The sequence below is a fragment of the Acinetobacter seifertii genome (genome assembly GCF_016064815.1).
GTDB classification, from domain to species: domain Bacteria; phylum Pseudomonadota; class Gammaproteobacteria; order Pseudomonadales; family Moraxellaceae; genus Acinetobacter; species Acinetobacter seifertii.
Window position 1 is genome coordinate 2,318,010 of sequence record NZ_CP065820.1, and the last position, 21,252, is coordinate 2,339,261.

Here is a 21,252-nt window from a genome sequence, read left to right on the forward strand (position 1 = left end):
GTTTGCCATAACCCCATGACATTTTTTAATCATTTAAGGACGTTTTTTTGTTGTTTCTCTTTTTTCTTTTGTTCACGTCTTTGCTTAAAAAAAAGACTTAACTGTTGAGCACATTTTTCATGTAAACATCCTTGCTCAAAAGTAAATTTATGATTGTAATAACCATTTTCTAATAATTGACGCGCACTGACAAGTGAACCAGCTTTAGGTTCTGTTGTACCAAATACAACATGTTTAATCCTTGCATGTACTAAGGCCCCTACACACATTGTGCATGGCTCGAGCGTAACATACAAAGTTGCGTCTTCTGGTAAACGATAATTTTTCAATGAGTCACAAGCCGCACGAATAGCTTGAATTTCCGCATGGGCAGTAGGATCAGATAAACCAATTGGAGCATTAAAACCTGCTCCAATTAATTTATTTTGACTTACGATTACAGCACCTACAGGAATTTCACCCTGTTCAGCCGCTAACTCAGCTTGCTCGTAAGCAAGCTGCATCCAATACTCGTTACTAAATTTGGACATTTATTGACTATGAAACTACGCCATATTGTCTAAGTAAAGCATTCCAGCTATCAATAGACGTTATTGGTGGATCATCAGCCAAAATACCTCTTAAGCTAAGGTCTTCACATGCTTTCCATTCTGGCGATAAATCTTTATCAACCAAACGGGCACGAACACCTTCGACAAAATCAGGATGACGAATTTTCCATTCAGAGATTTGCGCTTCTAAATCAAAAACTTCATCCCAAGAATGTACTTGCTTACCCCATTGCCATAATAACCAAGTAATGGCTGCTGTGCTCGGTGAACCCTTTTGCAAATTTTCGCTGGCTTGACGCAACCAATCACTGCTTGCATCTCGTAAGCTAACAATTGATTGATAGTCTTGTTCAAAACTTGAACCACGACAAACACTATGAATAACGTCTAACGAATTTTGTAATGGCCCTGCTGCAACCGGGCGATGCAAACTATTTAAAGTATCGTCAATCGCGCGAAAATCACCTGCTGGATAGTGAGCCCAATTAATATTAAGTACTTTTTGCAGGACATTATCACGTTGTGCTTCACAAATATGTGTTGCCCAACCAATGCTAAATGCCCCAGCAGCAGTCATAATTGAACCAGTCAAACCAGTAAATAAACCAATTTGCCCACGGTCAGCAAGGAAACGGCTTGCTCCAACATCCGGATATAGGCCAATGTTAATTTCAGGCATTGCTAAACGTGAATATGGCGTAACAAGGCGGAAAGGCGCCGCCATGAACAAGCCTAGTCCACCACCCATTACATAACCTTCTCCCCATACCACAATAGGTTTGGCATAGTTATGCAACAGTAAATCCAAAGCATATTCTTGCTGGAAAAACTTATTTGCTGTTTCTACTTCTTGATTGATCACCAGCTGACGTAATTTGCGTACATCTCCGCCAGCACAAAAAGCTTTTGGTGTTGTCGAATCCAACCAAATTGCTTTTACTAGCTCATCATCACGGAAGTCTTCAAATACTCGTAATAAAGCCGTTACGATTGATTCATCTAAAGCATGTAATGATTTAGGCCGATTCAATCGTACAATACGCCAACCATTTTTCGCTTCTTCAACTACCAAATCCGGATGATAGCTATTTACATTGGGAGAGTTCATCATGCGTCCAATTGCCAGTCTATGGGCTCAATGCCATGTTGTTTCAAATATTGATTTGTTTTTGAAAACACTTTACACCCAAAAAAACCACCACGATTAGCCGCAAGTGGTGATGGATGTGCAGCTGTTAAAACCAAATGTTTTTCTCTATTTATACGTTGTCCTTTACGTTGTGCATAAGCACCCCATAAAATAAACACGATGTGCTCACGTTGTTCATTTAAAACATCAATTACTGCGTCAGAAAATTCTTCCCAACCTTGTTTTTGATGTGATGTTGGTTGTCCTGCTTCTACAGTAAGTACACTATTTAATAAAAGTACACCTTGCTCGGCCCATTTAGTTAAATCACCATGGCGCGAAACAGGTACACCTAAATCAGTGTTTAATTCATGAAAAATATTACGTAAAGAAGGAGGTAATGCAATCCCTTTTTGTACGGAGAAACTTAACCCATTCGCCTGATTAGGGCCATGATATGGATCTTGCCCTAAAATAACGACCTTTACATGATCTAAAGGCGTAATATTTAAAGCACTAAAAATTTGTTTGCTTGGTGGATATATTGTTTTCTGGGCTTGCTTCTCTTGGAAGAGAAAGTCTCGCAAACTATCCATATAAGGGCTCAGCAAAAATGGAGTTAATGAGCTTTTCCAGCTTTCTTCTAATTGAACTTTACTGAGTTTGTCTTGCTGTTGCTCAGTTAATTGCATTAATGTCATCCTAGATCAATTTTCATTTCTACAAACAAAAGGAAGTTAACTTAAACTTCTACTTGTAAGTTAACATGCGGATTATGAAATTTAACCCCTTGTTTTAAATTTTCATACATTTGTGGATCATTCCACTCAGATTGAACTTGTTCTGAAAAAACAATTCCTTCAAGGTTTAACAAACCCATTTGCTCATTTTGAATATCTTCAAGGAAACTTTGGGCATATCCCGTATCAGTTTCATGAACAATCACTGAATAAACTTCAACATCGCCTTCCCCATTTTGGGTAACGGTCGATTGTAATACTTGCTGAGCTAAGAAAAAGAAGATACGAGAAAATTGCTCGGCAGATGGAGACACTGGTAAAGAAATCCAACGTGCACTAAAAGTCTTACAAGCATCGATATATTGAGGGTCGTCTTTTTCCCAGAAACAAATCGCATGATCAAAACTATCAAAAAGATCCTTAATTACACCTTTTAACAGTCCAAAATCATATACCATTTGTCCATGATCTAATTTCGAAGCTTTAAGTAATAACTCGACTTTATAACTATGCCCATGAATCGATCGCTTACAACGATCCGATGTACAGTTACGTACAACATGTGCATTTTCAAACTTAAATAACTTACGAATTAACATGTGCCAAATCGATCATTCCTTCTAAGAACATTATTATAAAGCAAAAGACAAAAACTTCGCACCACTTTTCAAATAGAAACAATTAGCAAAAAGTATGATAAGAGATATGAAGGAATTTTGAAGATATTGATTTTTACTTTAAATACTGTCTATGCAGAAATATGACCCCATCCCTTTTATTAATAAGTTTCAAGTATTACAGACTCAAAAAAAATATCAATAAATTTATTCAGTTAAATGGAGCCAAGCTTCTGGAATATACATATACTTGCTTGTCTTTTCGCATTAAAGCACTGGTAAACTGACGCTTTCTATTGTTTAGAACAACTTCAATTTGAGCTTGAAAGAAGTTGGATTTAACATCAATAAGACCACTCACCTGCTTTTTCTTCTCACTATCAACCGCTGAAAAAGCATTCAATTGCCAAAGTTCATCAACATTTTGAAAGAACTTTAAGTTTTGCTGTCGTGCTTGTAATTCTTTTTCTATAGTTACCACATCTAGTTTTTCATCAATACTTGCTAAAACCAATGGTGAAGCAGTATTAATATTTAACTTCGTATTTTCAGGTAAGGCAGAAATATATGGAGAGACAAGGTCATATTTTTTACCTTCAAAGCCTCTGACCAGCTTTAACTCTTCAATACGATGAAATTTAGTATTTGCAGTCATATAGCTTGGATCTAAACCTTGATAATAACTACTTTCTGCTCCCATTGGTCCAGCTGGTTCATCATTTGGGTCTTGCCAATCAATAACAGCTTGACTTAACTCAGCGGGTAAACCTACTCGTACAAGCAAACGCTCGAACCAATTTTTAGCATCTTCATTGACAGCACCTTCCCCGTTGGTCAAATTATTTAGATTAAACTTCCCCGACTCATCAAGTAAACGCCCTGAGACAGAACCATCTTCCACTGGGAACGGTGGCATAGGTTGCGCCCATGTTTCCTTTAAATGATCCACTCCACCAGCATTATTTGCATCTTGAATTAATAATTCTGAAAAAAAAGCTTCTGCACTTTTTGCATAGAGCAAAGATTGATTTTGCCGCATTAAGTAAGCTGTATTTTCCATAGTATTATTTTGATGCTTGGCAATTGAAGCAGCTAAAATTGTAGCCAAGGCGACCATAATAAGTATTGTCAATAAAGCTACACCCTGTTGGTGCTTATAACGAATAACCATTATGAACCACCTTGCTGGGAAAGTGCTAAATTGCTTTGATTCAAGCTATAGATCCATTCATAACTTACTCCCGCTACTGTAATTTGGATTTTTATTCCTTTCGGTAATTTTTTTAAATCGTTAGGTTTTGTTGGATCAATATTAACTTCGGGCCATTTTGTTACTTCTTGCGGAGTTAAAACCATAACCTGATATTGGTCAACTTGACTTAGTAAGGTACTTGATAAAGGTTGCTCGTTATTCGAAGTATTTAAATTTGTATATTTAAGACGATATAGTTTTTTTTGTTCAGCATCATAACGATATTCAATTCGTTCAAATGGTGATAACCCCTGTTTTAAAGGATCAGTTACGCCTGCTTTGCTAAAACGTAAAATTTGATTATCGATTTCTAAAGCTGGATGAAGTTGCCCACCTTGATTTGCAGATAAAGGAATAATTTGCAGAGTATCACGAAGAATTTGTTGATAAGCATCTTGTAACTCAAATAAATGCACTTCATGTTCGGCGTTACGATCACGGACCTTAAGCAAATAATCGAATATTTTCCATCCCAATAAAGATAATACCGCGAAAATAGCAATCGCAACCAATAACTCAACCAACGTAAATCCTGAGGCGCGAGCTAATCGAGCACTGCTCGATCGTGCCGTAAGACGTGAAACTTTGCTTCGGGTGCAAAAGTACTTATTTTTTATCATTATTTTACTTTCACTGGATAATTAAAAAAGACCATATGAGTAATACCGTTTTGTACTTTTCCCTTATCCGGATCATATAAGCTGATTTGTACATCAATTTTTTGAACATTAGGGCTCACAGTTGATTCAGCTGATTTATCAACCTGCCATGTCTCACCTTGAGAAGTTACCTGCTTACTTTGAGTGCCTTGCAACCACTCTTGGTTAATCTCCATCATAGCAATTTCATTCATTGCTACAAATTGAGCTTTGGTTCGTAAAATTGCATTAGAAGTAGACTGTGTGTACTGCATTGCTACTTTAGTTAAAGCAACAGCTGCTACAGCAAAGATTGCAAGAGCTACCATAACTTCTAATAGGGTAAAGCCTTTAGATTTCATTTATTTTACCCAAATGATCTATTTGTATTTCTGAACCAATCGGTTTTTGTTCTAAATAAAATTGTATTTTTACAGTCTTGGCTTCACCATTGCCAAACCAAATGAGTTGAGGCGTTTGCCCTCCCACTAAATCGGTATTTTTAGCTTTAGAATAATTCTGCCCATCTATCGGTTGCACAGAGAAAGACACATGCGTAGGAAGTTGCCGTGTTTTAAACTCAGCATATTTCTGCCATTGGTTTTTTATATCTTGTACTTGCAAGGTACTTTGATCGTGATATTCGTATAATTCATAAGAAAATGGTGAGACATCTGTCTCACCATGAGTTTCTAAAGCTAATACACGCGATTGATCAAGTGATTCTTTATTAATTTTCTGCAAATCTAATAAAAATAACTCTCGTGCCTGCATTGCCTTCTTTTGGTCTATACCACCGATATTCAAGACAACAAGTGAGGTCATAATTGTCATAATCACAATGACCACCATCACCTCTATAAGAGTAAAGCCTTTTTGTGATTGAAATGATTTCGATTTCATATCGACCTATTAAGCGTATTGCTCAACTGCTTGTTTCGGTAAGGCCAATGCCTGATCAATATAAGCTACTCTTAAAGTATCTCTTGAACCCAAATAACGTTGGTAAAAACTTGAGTTCAGAATTGCCGCAGCTCCATGAGTGAGCGACCAGATTGAAGCCAAGTAATCGCGCGTAGTCATATGACTCTGGATTGACTCTAAATAATGGTCCGTCATACGAATAATGATACGTAAGCGCTGTTTTCTTACCTGATACAGCTCATTAAAAAGATGGTGTACACCTTGAGCAGTAATCGAAAGCTTTTCTTCAATTTGATGAAACAAAACAGTTCGTTCCGGGTGATGCAAATGATGCAACATAAAGAAAGCCAAATGCTCTGGAAAAGCTTTTTCAGTGTCTTGAACCATTTCAAGTAGCATGCGCTCATTACGAATAATTAACAGCATGTACAATTCATCTTTACTTTGAAAATGTTTATACAAGGTACCTTTTGCCAAATCAAGCTCAGCAGCCAGCACATCAAGTGTCATTCCGGCTTCGCCATTTTCTAACAACAACTGTTCCGCAACTTGAAATATTAACGCTTCTCTTGCTCGGAACTGAGCTTGACGGTCCATCTTCACGCAATTACTCTCTTTATATAGTTTCTATAAGTTAAATCGCTTTGAGTAAATTTTCAAAATTTTGAGAAGTGATTCTTGCAATTTCCTCAACCGACTTATCATATACATCACTAAGTGCTTTCGCTACATAGGGTACGTATTTTGGTTCATTTGTTTTACCACGATATGGTACTGGAGCCAAATAAGGACTATCTGTTTCAATTAAAAGTCGATCCAAAGGCACTTGCTTGGCAACATCTCGTAGATCTTGCGCATTTTTAAATGAAACAATGCCTGAAAAAGAAATATAGTAGCCGCAGTCTAATACGGCTTTTGCTGTTTCCCAGTCTTCAGTAAAACAGTGCAAAATACCATGTGAAGATTGTTCAGCTCGAATAATATCTACCGTGTCATGTTTGGCTGAACGTGTATGAACAACTACTGGCTTTTTGACATTTTTAGAGGCTTGAATATGCCGAGCAAAACAAGCCTTTTGCTCATTAATAAAGTCAGTGCTATGGTAATAATCTAAACCTGTTTCACCTAAAGCCCACACTTTTTCTGATTGGGCTAACTCAATCAAATACTCAGTCGTTGCTCGGGCCATGGTATCTACATCCTCACAAGGATGTACACCAACCGTATACCCAACGTCTTCATGACTCTTTGCGATTTCAGCTAAAGCAATGTGATCATCAAGGTCAACTGAAATTGCCATAAACTTAGAGACACCTTCTGCTCGTGCAGCAGCAAGTGCAAGATCTAAATCACCGTTATAAGGTGTTAAATCCAACATTGTTAAATGGCAATGGGTATCAACAAACACTGTACTTTCCTATCTGCTTACATGGTATAACTTGGACGATCTAAAGACATACTACCAGCTAAAATCCGTTCAGCCTCAGCTTTATAGTAAATACCTTTATCGCCACTCAATTGAATTGCAAAGCCTTGAGGCTTAAAACCACTTTGCTTATGTGAAATCCACACTACTTTACCAGTTAAAGGAATTTTTTGTGATTGTTCTGGTAACGTAGCTAAAATAAAAATTTCTTGACCCATCTTCACTTTTTGCTTTGATGGCACAAATAAGCCCCCACCTTGCACATACCCCATATAGCTTGCTTGTAAGGTTGCTCTATCAGGAATATTGACCTGAATAATTCCACCCATTTGTGGCTGCATTATAGTTTCCCCTTAAACGTTCATTAATTTTATAAAAAGTTGATCTGTGATGAGTTGTGTTTGTACATTTTGTTCAACCAATCTTTTAGATTGCTGTAATTCCTCATAAAGACTGAATAAGCTTTCTAAATTATAGTTTTGTGCCAATTGATCAAATTGTAAATCAATATTTTTCTGTGGTTGGTTCAGCTTGACACAAATTAAGTCCCCTAACAAGTACTCAAGAAGCATCATAAAATCACTAAAGTTGAGCTCTTTCTGCCACTTAGCGGAATAAAATAAAGGCATGTTTTTTTGATTAACTACCTTAGTCCAGTCTTCTAAAAAGGACTGTCTTTTCGCAAACCAATCGCTAGTGGCAATTTCGACTGCTTGCAAAGGCATATCATTAGAAAGACCTAACAATAATTCAGGTGGCACTGACGCAATTTCAGCCAAATGCTCATTTAGATAAGTTGTTGCCTGCTCATATGAAATACGGTCTAAAGCAAAATGCTGTAAGCGACTTCGAATGGTGGCTGGTAATTTCAAATAGTGATCAGCCAACAAAATTAAAACAACGCGCTCACCGGGTTCTTCTAGAGTTTTTAACAGTGCATTTGATGATGCAAGATTTAAAGCTTCGGCTGGTTCAATAACAATAACACGCCATCCTTCACCAGTTTGCTGTACAAATGGCAATAAATCTCGAATTTTTTCTATTTTAATTTTTGCATTCTGTTTTTTATTTTCTTCATCAGTCGTGATATGAACATAGTTTGGGTGAGTATCTGACTTTAACCATTGACAGCTACTACATTCGCCACAAGCACCGTGAGGCTGTTTATTTAAACAAAGTACCCATGCTAAGAAATGCTTAGCAAAAGCATGCTTGCCACAACCTTGTTTACCATAAAATAATAAGCCATGCCCAATATTGGGAAAACGTGTTGTTAACGTTTCCCACATTGTCTGTTGCCACGGATAAACCTTAGAAGTCACATTCTGATTCATTAAATTAACACTTACTCAAAAGACTCAACAGGCATATTATTTAGACGGTCAAGATCTGCTTGGGTGTCAACACCTGGCGGTAAATTTGCTTCTGCTACAGCAATAGCAATATGGTGCCCATTTTCTAAAACACGTAATTGCTCAAGACTCTCTAGCTTTTCAAGTTTACCCATGTCCCATGTAACATATTCTTGTAACAAGTTCACACGATAAGCATATAAACCTAAATGACGAAATGCTTGGCTATGTAAAGTTGGTTCAGCTTGTTTAGCACCATCTCGATCATAAGGAATAGTTGCACGACTAAAGTATAAAGCTTCATTTTGATTAGACATAACCACTTTCACAATGCTGTCACGCTGAAATTCATCTAAAGCATAAATAGGCTCACATAATGTGGACATTGAGCAATTTGGTTTTTCAACTAGAAGCTTAGCAACCTGCTGAACAAGTTGAGCTGGCAGTAAAGGCTCATCACCTTGTACATTTACAATAATGTCATCCGCATCCCAACCTTTAATACGAGCAACTTCGCTTAAACGGTCTGTTCCCGATGGATGGTCAGCACTTGTTAAAACAACATCAACACCCTCTGCACGGCATATTTCAGCAATACGTTCATCATCGGTTGCTACACACAGATCATCGAAACCTTCAACTTTCTTTGCCTGATCTACTACGCGTAAAATCATAGGACGATCATGAATAAGTAACAATGGCTTACCTGGCAAACGCGAGCTTGAGAAGCGTGCTGGAATAACGATGTGTTTCATTTTTTCTTCCTAAGATATTTGAATATCAAGCTTTTGCAATTGCTGATTTAAAACCTGATAGCACTCTTCAGACAAAACAGCTTTAACAGGTACGGCCCAAATAGGCCGTTTAAATTCTGGATGCTTTTCAAGTAATGGCAACAACTTAACCGCATCTTTTTCAGTTGTAATGATAGGTTGGTCATCATTAAATACAAGGTCATCAATAACGTAATCATGATGATCACGAAAAGCATGCTCTTGAAATTGCTTTATACCTAAACCTTTAAGTGTTTGGTAAAAGCGCTGAGGAAAACCAATACCAACTACTGCATGGTAATTATTTTGAGTATTGAATGATAATTCAGTTGATGAAGAAGGATTCAACAAGTAAGGTTGGCCTGCATCCAAATGCATATGCATTGCTGTTGAAGGAGCAAATGCATGTTCGATTACTATACCCGTTTTTAAACGTTCAGCAGGTTCACGCAAATAGCCTTCTGGTAATAACTTTCTATTTCCAAGGCCACGATTTTGATCAAGCACAATCCATTCTATTTGACGACCTAATGCCCAATGTTGCAAACCATCATCACTAATAATTAAATCTAGTTTTGCTGATGCTAATAATAACTCGATTGCTGCTTGTCTATTGGGCCCTACAGCCATAGGAACGCCTGTTGACTGTACAATCAAAGCAGGTTCATCTCCTGCTTCAGCTGCCTGACTAGCGGATTTTACTAACAAAGGAAAAGGACCAGCTCCACCATAACCCCGACTAATTACCCCTACTCTTACGTTATGTTGTTTCAGGTAGTTAACCAGTTCTATTAATAATGGCGTTTTGCCACTACCGCCCACTGTAATATTTCCAATCACCATGACCGGTACAGGCGCGTCATAGATTTTTTTTAAACCTGAATTATAAAAATGACGATTCAATAAAAACCCAGCACGATACAAACATGATAATGGACGCAAAACAACCAACCAATTTGATTGTTTATTCCATGCATTTTGTATCAGCTGGGCTAAAGACATACTTAGTTGTCCTCAAAATTACGCTGATGTAATTGATGATAAGCACCCTGTTTAGCAAGTAATTCTTGATGAGTACCTTGTTCAACAATTTGACCACGATCTAACACAACAATACGGTCTGCATTTTCAATTGTTGATAAACGATGCGCAATCACAATCGTTGTACGATCTTGCATCGCTTCATCAAATGCTTGTTGAATAAAATGCTCAGATTCATTATCAAGCGCACTTGTCGCTTCATCTAAAATAAGAATTGGTGCATTTTTCAAAATTGCACGAGCAATTGCTATACGTTGACGTTGACCACCAGACAAGTTTAAGCCTTGAGCACCTAAGACAGTATCGTAACCATTTGGTAAGTTCATAATAAAGTCATGGGCATAAGCAGCTTTTGCTGCTGCTATCACTTGTTCATCACTTGCATCATGTAACTGACCATAAGCGATATTTTCACGTACTGTTCGGTTAAACAAAACAACTTGCTGATTTACCATTGCAATTTGCGTGCGCAAACTTGAAAGTTCAATATCACGTATTGGTAAATCATCTAAATAAATTTGACCACTTGAGACTTCTTGAAAACGCACCAGCATGTTCACCAAAGAGGTTTTACCAGCACCAGAACGCCCTACCAATGCAACAGTTTCGCCTGGGCGGATATCTAAAGAAAAGTCTTTAATCGCCTGAGTGCCATCAGCATAGTTAAGTACAACATGATCAAAACGAATTGCACCTTGCAACTTAGGTTGAAGCTGACCGCTGTTTTCTTCTTCCGGTAAATCTAATAATTCAAAAACGGAATGTGCTGCTGCCAAACCACGCTGCAACTTCTCATTGACATCAGTTAAGTTTTTGACAGGTTTTGAAAGTAAGCCAGCCGCTGTAATATACGCGACAAACTCACCAGCACTTGTATTACCTAAAATTTGTGGTCTTAAAGCCAACCATACAATAAGAGCCATTGCGCAAGCCATAACCACTTGAACAACAGGGCTATTCAGGTTTTGTACAATCACCATTTTTAAACCGCGTTTTAAGTTCTCTTCAGATGACTTATAAAAACGCTCTTGTTCTGACTCTTCACCAGCGAAACTTTTAACAACTGCACTACCACTAATGCTTTCTTGCACTACATGGTTGACATCACCCATAGTATCTTGCACTTGCAGTGAAAGTTTACGCATTCGTTTTGATGCTTTACGTACTAAAATACCAATAATCGGTAAAAAAACCATGATACAAATAGTCAAACGCCAATTTGTATAAAACAAATAACCCAACAATCCCAAAGTAATCATGCCATCTCGAACGATGGTTTTTAAGGATTCAGATGAAGCAGCCGTCAGCTGTTCAACGTTATACATAATTTTGGCTGTAATGTGTCCCGAAGAGTTATCGAGATAATACTGGGCTGGCAATCTTAAAAGTTTTGCATAAACCTCTTGGCGAATGCTAAAAACCAAACTACGTGAGATAACAGCAGTATAGTAGCCACCCATAAATAGGCCAAGGCCACGGAAAAATACTAATAAAATAATTAGTAAAGGGAACCAATCCAGATCCGCTCTACTCGAATTTTGAATTGCATCAATAATAAATTTAATGAGCTTAGCAACTGAAACCTCTGTTGCTGAGTTCATACCGAATCCGATAAGAACTAATAAGGCCACGCCCCAATAAGGTTTTAAATAAGATATGAGACGCAAATAAACCTTAAAATCTTGATTCACTCAGAAAAACCTCTAGAAGGAACTTTGGTACTAATATTGATGTTAACAAAACCGAGTTGTCCTGCTACATCCATAACACGAATAACATCCTGATGAGACGCTTTTGCATCAGCAGCAATGATAAACATAAAATCACGGCGCTCTTGAGCAATTTGCTTAATTGCAGTACTCAAATCAGCTATATCTTTGGTAGACAATGCCTGACCGTTGACAGCGTAATGACCGCTAGAGTCTACCACGACTTCAATTTTATGATCGTACTGTTTTGGTGGGACGCCTTGCGCATCTGGTAATGTTAAATTAATACGACTGGGCTGGTTAAAAGTAGTAGATAACAATAGAAACACTAAAATAAACAACAAACAGTCAATCATCGGCGTCAGATTGATATGAATATCTTCAACTTGAGAACGTTTAAACTTCATATTGTTCCCTATCCATCAACCAACACGACGGTGTTCTTGAGCAACAGAAGAGCGTTTGTAAAACAGTGATGCGTGAAAGAGTGTAGACTGCTGCTCTAATTCCGCAATGTAGTTTTGTACTACTCGTTGAAAATAGCGATATGAGATAAGAGCAGGAATTGCAATGAGCATACCAACGGCGGTCGTAATTAGCGCTTTTGAAATACCAGGAATCATTAGACTTGGACTACCTGCCGAACCAAAATCAATCACTAGAAAAGACTCAATAATCCCTACAACTGTCCCAAGCAAGCCAAGTAATGGTGCAATCGCACTCAAAGTTCCCAAGAAGTTAATATTTTTTTCTAAATAAGAAATTTCTTGAGAAGCCATTGCTTCCATTTGTGCTCGAGCAAATTGCTCACCATGCTCCTGATGCTCAAAACCAGCTTTTAGAATATTTCCTAATGCTGTGTTTTGGGCAGCAGTATCCTGCTCCAAATTTGTGATGATATGAGAAACATCTGCACTACCATCACTCATCAGTAATTTGGGCAAAACTTGTGAACGTCTTAAACGTATAAAACGCTCAATACTAATAGCGACCGTTAAAATTGAACACAAAATTAAAGGCAGCATTAACCAGCCGCCCGCTTTCACAAGTTCCCACATATTTTCTTCCCCGAGAATATAAATTAGAAATATATGACCTAACTTAGAATTACTCTGGCAAACAAATATTCAAAATACCATCTAACTCATCGAGTGAATGATAATGAATAACAAGCTTACCTTTACCTTTCTGGTTATGATCAATTTTAACATTGGCACCAAATCGCTCAGATAATTTTTGCGTTAATTGCTCAATGTCTGGTGCAACAGGAGTTTTTTCTTTTTCCTGTTTAGGCTCATTCCAATCGCGCACTAACTGTTCGGTCTGACGAACAGATAATCCTTTTTCGATAACAATTTTGGCAACTTCAAGCTGCTCTTTACCTTTTAAAGTCAAAATGGCACGAGCATGCCCCATATCAAGTTGGCCCTGTTGCATAAACTCTTTAATATCATCAGCCAAGCTTAATAAACGCAGTAAATTACTCACCGTTGTTCTTGCTTTACCGACAGTATCAGCGATTTCCTGATGACTTAAACCAAACTCATCATGAAAACGTTGCAGTGCTAAGGCTTGATCAATAGGGTTTAAATCTTGACGCTGAATGTTTTCAATCAGCGCTAAAGCAATAGCAACTTGGTCATTTAAATCACGAACAATTGCAGGAATTTCAGTTAAACCGGCAATTTGTGCAGCACGCCAACGACGCTCACCTGCAATGATTTCGTAAGGATGAGCTTCATCATCTACAGGGCGGATAACGATTGGCTGCATTACCCCATGCTTTTCAATAGATGATGCTAACTCTTGCAAATCATGTTCGTGAATAAAACGACGTGGCTGATATTCACCACGTTTCAACAAATTCACATCAATTTGCTTTAATTGACCATGATCAAGCGCTTGAGCTTCTAGTTGTAATTTTTCTTTTTGAATTGAACCAAGTAATGCATCTAAACCACGTCCTTTCGCCAATCCGCGTTTTTTGATGCTCATACTTTACTTCCTTTCTTCACTTTACTTTTCTTTAACATCTCAGCTGCAAGATTTAAGTATGCAACTGCACCTTTAGAACTTTTCTCAAAATAGATAACTGGTAAACCATGTGCAGGCGCTTCTGCCAATCGAACGTTACGCGGAATCACAGTATCGTAGAGTTTTTTACCAAAAAACTGCTCCAACTCAGCAGACACATCACGTGTCAAAGCATTACGTGCATCATACATAGTACGTAACACACCAATGATTTCTAAATCAGGATTTAAAGCTTTTTGAATACGATCGATAGTTTGAGTTAAATCTGCCAAACCTTCTAATGCGTAGTACTCACATTGCATAGGAATGATTACACTATCTACCGCCGCTAACGCATTCACAGTAATTAAACTTAAGCTAGGTGCACAGTCAACAATAATGTAATCAAATGAATTTCTGATTTCATTTAGTGCATTCTTTAAAATGAATTCACGTCCTTCTTGTTCCGCAATTGCCAGCTCAACGCCTGAAAGCTCACGGTTCGCACCCAAAACCTTATATCCAACCTCTGCCTTTTGAATTGCTGTTTCGATTGGAACTTCACCCAATAAAACATCAGTAATTGAATAAAGCAGATCATTCTTTTGAATTCCAGACCCCATCGTTGCATTACCTTGCGAATCTATATCGACAAGTAACACACGTTTTTTCAATACAGCTAGTGACGCTGCAAGATTTACTGCAGTCGTTGTTTTACCAACACCACCTTTTTGGTTTGCAATCGCAATAATTTGAGCCATGGTAACCCTAATACTTTTTATTTAAATTCGTTGAAGTAAAAGTAAATGACGTTGTTCATCAAGTCTTGGTACATGCAGTTCAATTACTTTACATGAAAACTCTTGCTTAAGCTCTTCCATTTCTTCAAATGGAATGAGTCCTTTCATTGCAGCAATTATGCTCTGATCATGTAAATATGGACGCGCAGCATCAACAAAATCAGTTAGTGATGCAAATGCACGACTTGTAATCACATCAAACTGACCAAGCTCATCAATTGTTTCTTGATTTTCAACACGTGTTTGCACAGCTACTACGTTTTTAAGCTTAAGGTCAGCAATAAACTGTTTCAAAAAGCGAATTTTCTTACCATTTGAATCAAGCAATACACAAGAACGTTCGGGCTGACATAAAGCAATGATCATGCCTGGCATGCCACCACCTGTACCTACATCTAGCAAGCGCCCTGCTGGTAAGTCTTTCAAAATACTTAGGCTATCTAACAAATGCTTCACTAACATTTCTTTCGGATCACGAATCGCTGTTAGATTATAAGCTTTGTTCCAAAGTACCAGAGCATCTTGATACTTTAACAATAACGCCAAAGCTTCATCGCTAAGCGATAAACCTAATTTTTGACTACCCTGTTGTAACTCTTGAAAAAACGGATGCATAAACAGATAACATCTAAGTAAAATTTAAAACAAAGTATACCCATTTATGCATCGTGGAACACTATTTAACGATTAGGGATTACGCAGTTAATCGTAGAAGCCTTCACGAATTTGCAAATCTAGCTCCATTAAGCGCTCTGGCGTCCCTACATCTACCCATGCACCTTTAAGCTTTTCAGCGGATACCTTTTGATTTTGCATTGATTGCTTCAATAGTGGAGCTAAAGGACGTTTACCAGGTTCCAATCCATCAAAAAGCTTAGGATGGATAACAGACACACCACTAAAAGTTAGATTCTCACCCTTCACATCTTGATCAAATGCAAAAGCGCGCCCATCCAATAATGTAAAGTCGCCTTCAGGATGTTGTTTAGGATTATCAACCAATACAAGGTGTGCCAAATCATCATTTAGCTTAATATCGCACAGAGCTTCAAAATCCATAGTGGTCCAAACATCACCATTCACTAGAATAAAAGGATCCGTTCCAAGTAGTGGCAAAGCATTAATAATGCCGCCAGCTGTTTCAAGACCTTCTTCTTCTCGTGTCCAACGGATGTCCACACCAAATTGAGAACCATCGCCTAAACTACTAATCAGCTTATCAGCCAACCAGGCAGAATTGATGACTATTTCAGTCACACCAATTTTCTTAAGTTTTTCGATATGCCACACAATAAGTGGCTTACCGCCTACCTCAAGCAGAGGCTTTGGTGTATATAGCGTAAGTGGACGCATACGATTGCCCAAGCCAGCAGCAAGAATCATTGCTTTCATTATGCTGCTACCTCATAGCTACCATATTTCTCGATAAACTTAGGCATCACCATGTTATTTACAAATGACATGAATTCTTCAAGCTCAGCGTAACCACGACTTTCCTCAAGTAAATACCACATCACTCGCGGTAAATCTTTTAGGTATCCAGACTTACCATCTCGCTCGAATAAGCGGACAAAAATACCCAAAATTTTGATATGGCGTTGAATTGCCATTAAATCAGCATCACGTTTAAATTGCTCAAAACTTCGGTTTTGTTTAGCAGAGGCTGGTAAAAGCTCATAGAAAACTTTAAACCATTGATAAACATGCTCAGCGTTCCACTGCACATATGCATCACGTGTAATCGAGATTAAATCATAGGTATCGGCACCAATAACCGCGTCTTGGAAATCGATTACACCCAATTCGTCTTCGCTTGCAATCTTCATCAAATTACGGCTATGAAAATCGCGATGTACAATAACCTGAGGTTGAGCTAGTGCTGATTGAGCCAAAAAATCAAAAGCATTATCAATAATTTTCTTTTGCTCAGCCGTTGGATGAATTCCAAGTGATGGCAACATCCAGTCTGTTAACAAGTGCATTTCTGACATTAACTTTTCATATGAATAAGCTGGAAAATTGTCAGTGCCATCAATCGATTGCAAATGAACGAGCTGCTTAAAGCTTTGTTCATAATACTGATCTACTGTTTCATCATTTAATAATGTAGATAACAGCACATCCCCAAAGTCTTCTAACAAAAGAAAACCTTGAGTGAGGTCCTTTGCAATAATTTGGGGTACTCGAACTCCATTACCCGCAAAAAATTCATCAATCGTCACAAACGGAACACAGTCTTCTTTTTCAGGAGGCGCATCCATAAGCATATATGTTTTATTTTGTAACTGAATGCGGGCATAACGGCGGAAGCTCGCATCACCTGCTAAAAAAGCGATCTGAAATTGATCATTTTCAAGAACAGATGTAAGCCATGTATGTATCAATTGTTCACGTTGTGTATTCATTTGCAATAAAATCTAAAACAAGCTGAGATTTTTGAAGGGTTAAGTGTAGCCACTTATAAACTTTTTCTCTATGATGCGACAATAATTAATTGTGAATTAGCATACTTGGTTAATGAGACAATGAAGCATCAGTTTAAATTTAATCCTTTAGCGACCGCTATTTTTACGCTCTTATGTAGTGGCTCCATACAATCAAGTTATGCTGAGTCAGCTGATGTTGTCTCCAACATAGACAATAATCAACTTAAGGCGAGTATTAAGGAAGCCTATCCAGGACAGGAATTCTTTCAACAATATTATGTTGATAAATCTGCACCTGAGGCGCAGTTGCGCAATAATAAATATTTGAGTTCGGCATTTTGTCAAGGAACTTGGATTACCCCTATTAATCCTGAAACCAAAGCGTTAGATGCAGATAAAACCACTTCGGTCGTTACGGCTGATTATGGTCATTACAACCCTGCTGGCGACTCTGTGTTAGAAGGAAATGTGGTAATTGATCAAGAAGGTCGCACGGTTCGTGCCGACAAAGTGACCATTGATAAAACTCAAACATTTGCACATGCAAAAGGCCGAGTACAGTTGGCTCAAGGTGGCTTACTCTCTCAAAGTGACGAAATTGATTACAACCTAAAGACTCAGACTGGTAATTTAGACAATAGTTTTTATATTGCCGAACAACAACATGCCCATGGCCATGCTGGAAAAATCGAAAAAACCTCTCCAAATGTGATGGTTCTTAACGATGCAACATATACCACTTGCCCTCCAGGTCAAAAACCTGCATGGAAGATCCAAGCCAATAAAATTGAGCTAAATCAGGAAACTGGTCGCGGCGTTACGCGTGGAACAAAAATCTATGTTAAAGATGTTCCTGTTATTGCCGTTCCATATTTCAACTTTCCAATCGATGACCGCCGAACCACGGGTATCCTCAACCCTCAATTTGGCTTCTCAAACGATGGTGGCGTTGAACTTTCTATACCTGTTTATTTAAACCTTGCGCCTAATTATGATGCAACCGTGACTCCACGTTATTTAGCAGACCGTGGTGCAATGTTGCAAGGTTCGTTTAGATATTTAACTGATGGCTTCGGTTCAGGTCAAATATGGGGCGGTATACTTCCATCTGATAAAAAATACGATGATCAAGATCGTAAAAACTTTAACTTCCTTCATAACTGGGATATTAACGATCAGTGGTCAACCAATCTTGAATATCGTTATGCATCGGATAAAGATTATTTTGCTGATTTAGATAACAGCCCAAACTCTAAAACCGATGTAAATTTACGTAGAGCTTGGGAACTTAACTATCAGCACGGTATTCCTGGCTTAAAAGCGCAGCTTAAAGTTGAAGACTTCCAAACACTAGATCCAACAATTTTAGATGCAAATAAACCTTATGCACGTTTACCACAGTTTTTATTAAATTATGTCACTGGTAACCCACAAGGATTACAATACGAATTTAATAACGATACGGCATACTTTAAAAAATCAATTAATGACGGTTCTGCTCAGGAAAGTAGTGGTACGCGTATTTATAACCAGTTCGCAACACGTTATAACTATCGAACACCATCAGCCTTTGTTATTCCTGAAGTTTCTGTACGCTCCATCCAGACATTCTATGATAAGGACAGTATTGCCTCACAGGGTCTAGACGCAAGTTCGGAATCTAAATCAGTTGTTGTACCTCAGTTTACTTTGGACAGTGGTTTAACTTTTGAACGCGAAGGTAAATACCTACAAACGATTACCCCTCGTGCATTTTATGCGTATGCGCCTTACAAGAACCAAGACGGTTACCCAAACTTCGACTCAACTTCAGCATCAGTCAATTATGATCAACTCTTTAACCCATACCGCTTCTATGGTCATGACCGCCTTGAAGACAACAACTTCTTATCACTAGGTGTAAGTTATAGTCTTTTTGACACGGTAGGTTTAGAACGTTTGCGTGCAAGTGTAGGACAAAGTTATTACTTTGAAGATCGCCGCGTTACTTTAAACGAACAAGATGAGATTGATACCGAACGTAATACTGGTCCTGTCGTAAGCTTAACGAGCCAGCTTAACCAGAACTTTACGATTGCAGCAAATTCAGCATGGATGTCAAATGGTGATAACGCCCAGAGAGACTTCCAAGTTTACTATACAGGCGACAAAGGCAACCTTTACAACTTAGGTTACTTCTATCGCAAAGACATTCCTGGTCGTCAAGATACTTACGATCAAGTTGTTGCATCGTTTATACAACCAATTAAAGACAATTGGCGTATTATGGGCCACGTACAATATGACATCGATAATGATGTTGCCCGTGAAATTTTACTCGGTGTTAACTACGAATCATGCTGTTGGGGTATCTCAGTCTATGGTCGATCTTACTATAACGATCTAGATGATCCGAAAGCTTCGAATGTTAGTGAAAAACGTGCGATCATGGCTGAAATTACCCTCAAAGGTTTAGGCGGTTTAAACAATAAACTTGCATCTTTACTCGAAAATCGCGTGTTAGGTTTTAACAAAATTAATCAATCTTGGACACAACGTTAATGAAGACAAAGCATCTTAAACAGTTTTTTAAAGCAACAACCCTTGCTGTATTAATATCTTCATCAATGCATAGTTTTGCCCAACCCGCGGATGAAGTTGTGGCAATTGTGGACAATAGCGTAATTTTAAAAAGTGATCTTGAACAAGGAATGGCTGAAGCCACCCACGAATTGCAAGCACAAAAAAAAGAAGTACCACCTCAACAATACCTACAGTTTCAGGTTTTAGATCAACTTATCTTACGTCAAGCTCAACTTGAACAAGTAAAACGTTATGGCATTAAGCCTGATGAGAAAAGTCTAAATGAAGCAGTACTTAAAGTAGCAAGTCAATCTGGTAGCAAAAGCTTAGAAGCCTTTCAACAAAAGTTAGATGCTATTGCACCAGGTACTTATGAAAATTTACGTAGCCGTATTGGTGAAGATTTAGCAATCAATCGCTTACGTCAACAACAAGTAATGTCTCGCATTAAAATTAGCGATCAAGATGTTGACAATTTCTTAAAGTCACCTCAGGGACAAGCAGCTCTTGGCAATCAAGTACATGTGATTCACATGCGAATTTCTGGGGACAACCCTCAAGAAGTTCAGAGTGTAGCCAAAGAAGTTCGTTCGAAGCTTGCTCAAAGTAATGACTTAAATACACTCAAAAAGCTTTCAACTACAAGTGCGAAAGTTGAAGGTGCAGATATGGGGTTCCGCCCTCTTTCTGACATTCCAGCTGAACTTGCTGCGCGCATTACTCCGCTACAAGAAGGTCAAACAACTGATCTAATCTCTGTACGTGATGGCGTACATGTTCTAAAACTTTTAGAACGTAAGCAAAATGAACAAAAAGCTTTAGTAACACAGTATCAAACTCGCCATATTCTTATTCAACCGTCTGAAGTCGTTAGTCCTGAAAATGCGAAACAAATTATTGATAGCATTTACAAGCGATTAAAAGCAGGACAAGATTTTGCTACACTTGCAGCAACCTATTCAAACGATACAGGTTCAGCACGTGATGGCGGTAGTTTAGGCTGGGTTACACCAGGTATGATGGTTCCTGAGTTTGATAAAAAAATGCAGGAAATTCCTGTAGGTCAAATTAGTGAACCTTTCCAAACTCAATTTGGCTGGCATATCCTACAAGTGACAGACAAACGCGAAAAAGATATGACTCATGAATATCAAGAGCGTATGGCACGTCAAATTCTAGGTGAGCGTCAATTCAACACCGAAGTTGATAGCTGGTTACGTGAAGTACGTGCTAATGCCTATGTAGAAATTAAAGATCCTAGTCTCGACAAGAAAAACTTACCAAAGTAAGTTCTTTTCA

At 38.2% G+C, this 21,252-nt stretch carries 23 protein-coding genes and 1 pseudogene; 2 read left to right on the plus strand and 22 right to left on the minus strand.

Features of this window, described 5'->3' with window-relative positions:
• Positions 1-25: 25 nt before the first annotated feature.
• From tadA to I8T81_RS10795, 22 genes and pseudogenes are all read right to left on the minus strand, one after another.
• Positions 26-530 (minus strand): annotated as a pseudogene (tadA, locus tag I8T81_RS10690) (tRNA adenosine(34) deaminase TadA).
• A gap of 7 nt (positions 531-537) precedes the next feature.
• Complete coding sequence (locus tag I8T81_RS10695; protein ID WP_198071118.1) at positions 538-1,662, minus strand: enoyl-CoA hydratase/isomerase family protein; 1,125 nt, start codon at positions 1,660-1,662, stop codon at positions 538-540.
• A complete protein-coding gene (gene ung / locus I8T81_RS10700) occupies positions 1,659-2,372 on the minus strand; it encodes a uracil-DNA glycosylase (RefSeq protein ID WP_004701973.1) in 714 nt (237 codons plus the stop codon). The genes I8T81_RS10695 and ung overlap by 4 nt, the downstream gene beginning before the upstream one ends.
• A 50-nt stretch (positions 2,373-2,422) precedes the next feature.
• Complete coding sequence (locus tag I8T81_RS10705) at positions 2,423-3,019, minus strand: 6-pyruvoyl trahydropterin synthase family protein (protein ID WP_134261626.1); 597 nt, start codon at positions 3,017-3,019, stop codon at positions 2,423-2,425.
• 229 nt (positions 3,020-3,248) lie between these two features.
• Complete coding sequence (gene gspK, locus I8T81_RS10710) at positions 3,249-4,208, minus strand: type II secretion system minor pseudopilin GspK (RefSeq protein WP_198071120.1); 960 nt, start codon at positions 4,206-4,208, stop codon at positions 3,249-3,251.
• A complete protein-coding gene (gene gspJ / locus I8T81_RS10715; protein ID WP_198071121.1) occupies positions 4,208-4,909 on the minus strand; it encodes a type II secretion system minor pseudopilin GspJ in 702 nt (233 codons plus the stop codon). The genes gspK and gspJ overlap by 1 nt, the downstream gene beginning before the upstream one ends.
• The gene (gene gspI, locus I8T81_RS10720; protein WP_198071123.1) at positions 4,909-5,289 is read right to left on the minus strand and encodes a type II secretion system minor pseudopilin GspI; all 381 of its coding nucleotides are present in this window, start codon (positions 5,287-5,289) and stop codon (positions 4,909-4,911) included. Before gspI ends, gspJ begins: the two co-directional genes overlap by 1 nt.
• Positions 5,279-5,830 carry a type II secretion system protein gene (locus tag I8T81_RS10725; RefSeq protein ID WP_004701984.1) on the minus strand — a complete coding sequence of 184 codons (552 nt, stop codon included), beginning with the start codon at positions 5,828-5,830 and terminating at the stop codon, positions 5,279-5,281. Before I8T81_RS10725 ends, gspI begins: the two co-directional genes overlap by 11 nt.
• 9 nt (positions 5,831-5,839) lie before the next feature.
• Positions 5,840-6,448, minus strand: a complete 609-nt coding sequence (locus tag I8T81_RS10730) for a TetR/AcrR family transcriptional regulator (RefSeq protein WP_000375838.1) — start codon at positions 6,446-6,448, stop codon at positions 5,840-5,842.
• Positions 6,449-6,485: 37 nt separating this feature from the next.
• Positions 6,486-7,259: a TatD family hydrolase gene (locus I8T81_RS10735; protein WP_198071125.1), complete on the minus strand. Its 774-nt coding sequence runs from the start codon at positions 7,257-7,259 to the stop codon at positions 6,486-6,488.
• A gap of 17 nt (positions 7,260-7,276) precedes the next feature.
• Positions 7,277-7,618, minus strand: coding sequence for a PilZ domain-containing protein (locus I8T81_RS10740; protein WP_001183024.1), 342 nt, complete (start codon positions 7,616-7,618; stop codon positions 7,277-7,279).
• A 12-nt stretch (positions 7,619-7,630) separates the two neighbouring features.
• On the minus strand, positions 7,631-8,611 hold the full coding sequence (locus tag I8T81_RS10745) for a DNA polymerase III subunit delta' (RefSeq protein ID WP_198071126.1): 981 nt from the start codon (positions 8,609-8,611) through the stop codon (positions 7,631-7,633).
• Between the two features lie 11 nt (positions 8,612-8,622).
• Positions 8,623-9,384 (minus strand): 3-deoxy-manno-octulosonate cytidylyltransferase, encoded by a 762-nt coding sequence (kdsB, locus tag I8T81_RS10750; RefSeq protein WP_198071128.1) that lies wholly within the window; start codon positions 9,382-9,384, stop codon positions 8,623-8,625.
• 9 nt (positions 9,385-9,393) lie between these two features.
• The gene (lpxK, locus tag I8T81_RS10755; protein WP_198071130.1) at positions 9,394-10,404 is read right to left on the minus strand and encodes a tetraacyldisaccharide 4'-kinase; all 1,011 of its coding nucleotides are present in this window, start codon (positions 10,402-10,404) and stop codon (positions 9,394-9,396) included.
• 2 nt (positions 10,405-10,406) lie between these two features.
• Complete coding sequence (msbA, locus tag I8T81_RS10760) at positions 10,407-12,134, minus strand: lipid A export permease/ATP-binding protein MsbA (protein WP_049063488.1); 1,728 nt, start codon at positions 12,132-12,134, stop codon at positions 10,407-10,409.
• On the minus strand, positions 12,131-12,559 hold the full coding sequence (locus I8T81_RS10765) for an ExbD/TolR family protein (RefSeq protein ID WP_004701995.1): 429 nt from the start codon (positions 12,557-12,559) through the stop codon (positions 12,131-12,133). The genes msbA and I8T81_RS10765 overlap by 4 nt, the downstream gene beginning before the upstream one ends.
• 15 nt (positions 12,560-12,574) lie before the next feature.
• Positions 12,575-13,210: a MotA/TolQ/ExbB proton channel family protein gene (locus tag I8T81_RS10770; protein ID WP_004701997.1), complete on the minus strand. Its 636-nt coding sequence runs from the start codon at positions 13,208-13,210 to the stop codon at positions 12,575-12,577.
• Positions 13,211-13,259: 49 nt separating this feature from the next.
• Positions 13,260-14,147, minus strand: coding sequence for a ParB/RepB/Spo0J family partition protein (locus tag I8T81_RS10775; protein WP_049063485.1), 888 nt, complete (start codon positions 14,145-14,147; stop codon positions 13,260-13,262).
• Positions 14,144-14,926 (minus strand): ParA family protein, encoded by a 783-nt coding sequence (locus tag I8T81_RS10780; protein WP_004702001.1) that lies wholly within the window; start codon positions 14,924-14,926, stop codon positions 14,144-14,146. Before I8T81_RS10780 ends, I8T81_RS10775 begins: the two co-directional genes overlap by 4 nt.
• Before the next feature lie 21 nt (positions 14,927-14,947).
• Entirely contained in the window at positions 14,948-15,580 is a 633-nt protein-coding gene (rsmG, locus tag I8T81_RS10785) for a 16S rRNA (guanine(527)-N(7))-methyltransferase RsmG (RefSeq protein ID WP_004702003.1), read from the minus strand.
• An 87-nt stretch (positions 15,581-15,667) separates the two neighbouring features.
• Positions 15,668-16,357, minus strand: a complete 690-nt coding sequence (gene murU, locus I8T81_RS10790) for an N-acetylmuramate alpha-1-phosphate uridylyltransferase MurU (RefSeq protein ID WP_039251416.1) — start codon at positions 16,355-16,357, stop codon at positions 15,668-15,670.
• Positions 16,357-17,370, minus strand: a complete 1,014-nt coding sequence (locus tag I8T81_RS10795; protein WP_198071131.1) for an aminoglycoside phosphotransferase family protein — start codon at positions 17,368-17,370, stop codon at positions 16,357-16,359. Before I8T81_RS10795 ends, murU begins: the two co-directional genes overlap by 1 nt.
• A 120-nt stretch (positions 17,371-17,490) precedes the next feature.
• On the opposite strand from I8T81_RS10795, the gene I8T81_RS10800 reads away from it, so the two are divergent.
• Positions 17,491-19,932 (plus strand): LPS-assembly protein LptD, encoded by a 2,442-nt coding sequence (locus I8T81_RS10800; protein ID WP_198071133.1) that lies wholly within the window; start codon positions 17,491-17,493, stop codon positions 19,930-19,932.
• Positions 19,932-21,242, plus strand: coding sequence for a peptidylprolyl isomerase (locus I8T81_RS10805; protein ID WP_198071134.1), 1,311 nt, complete (start codon positions 19,932-19,934; stop codon positions 21,240-21,242). Before I8T81_RS10800 ends, I8T81_RS10805 begins: the two co-directional genes overlap by 1 nt.
• The last annotated feature ends 10 nt before the right edge of the window (positions 21,243-21,252 follow it).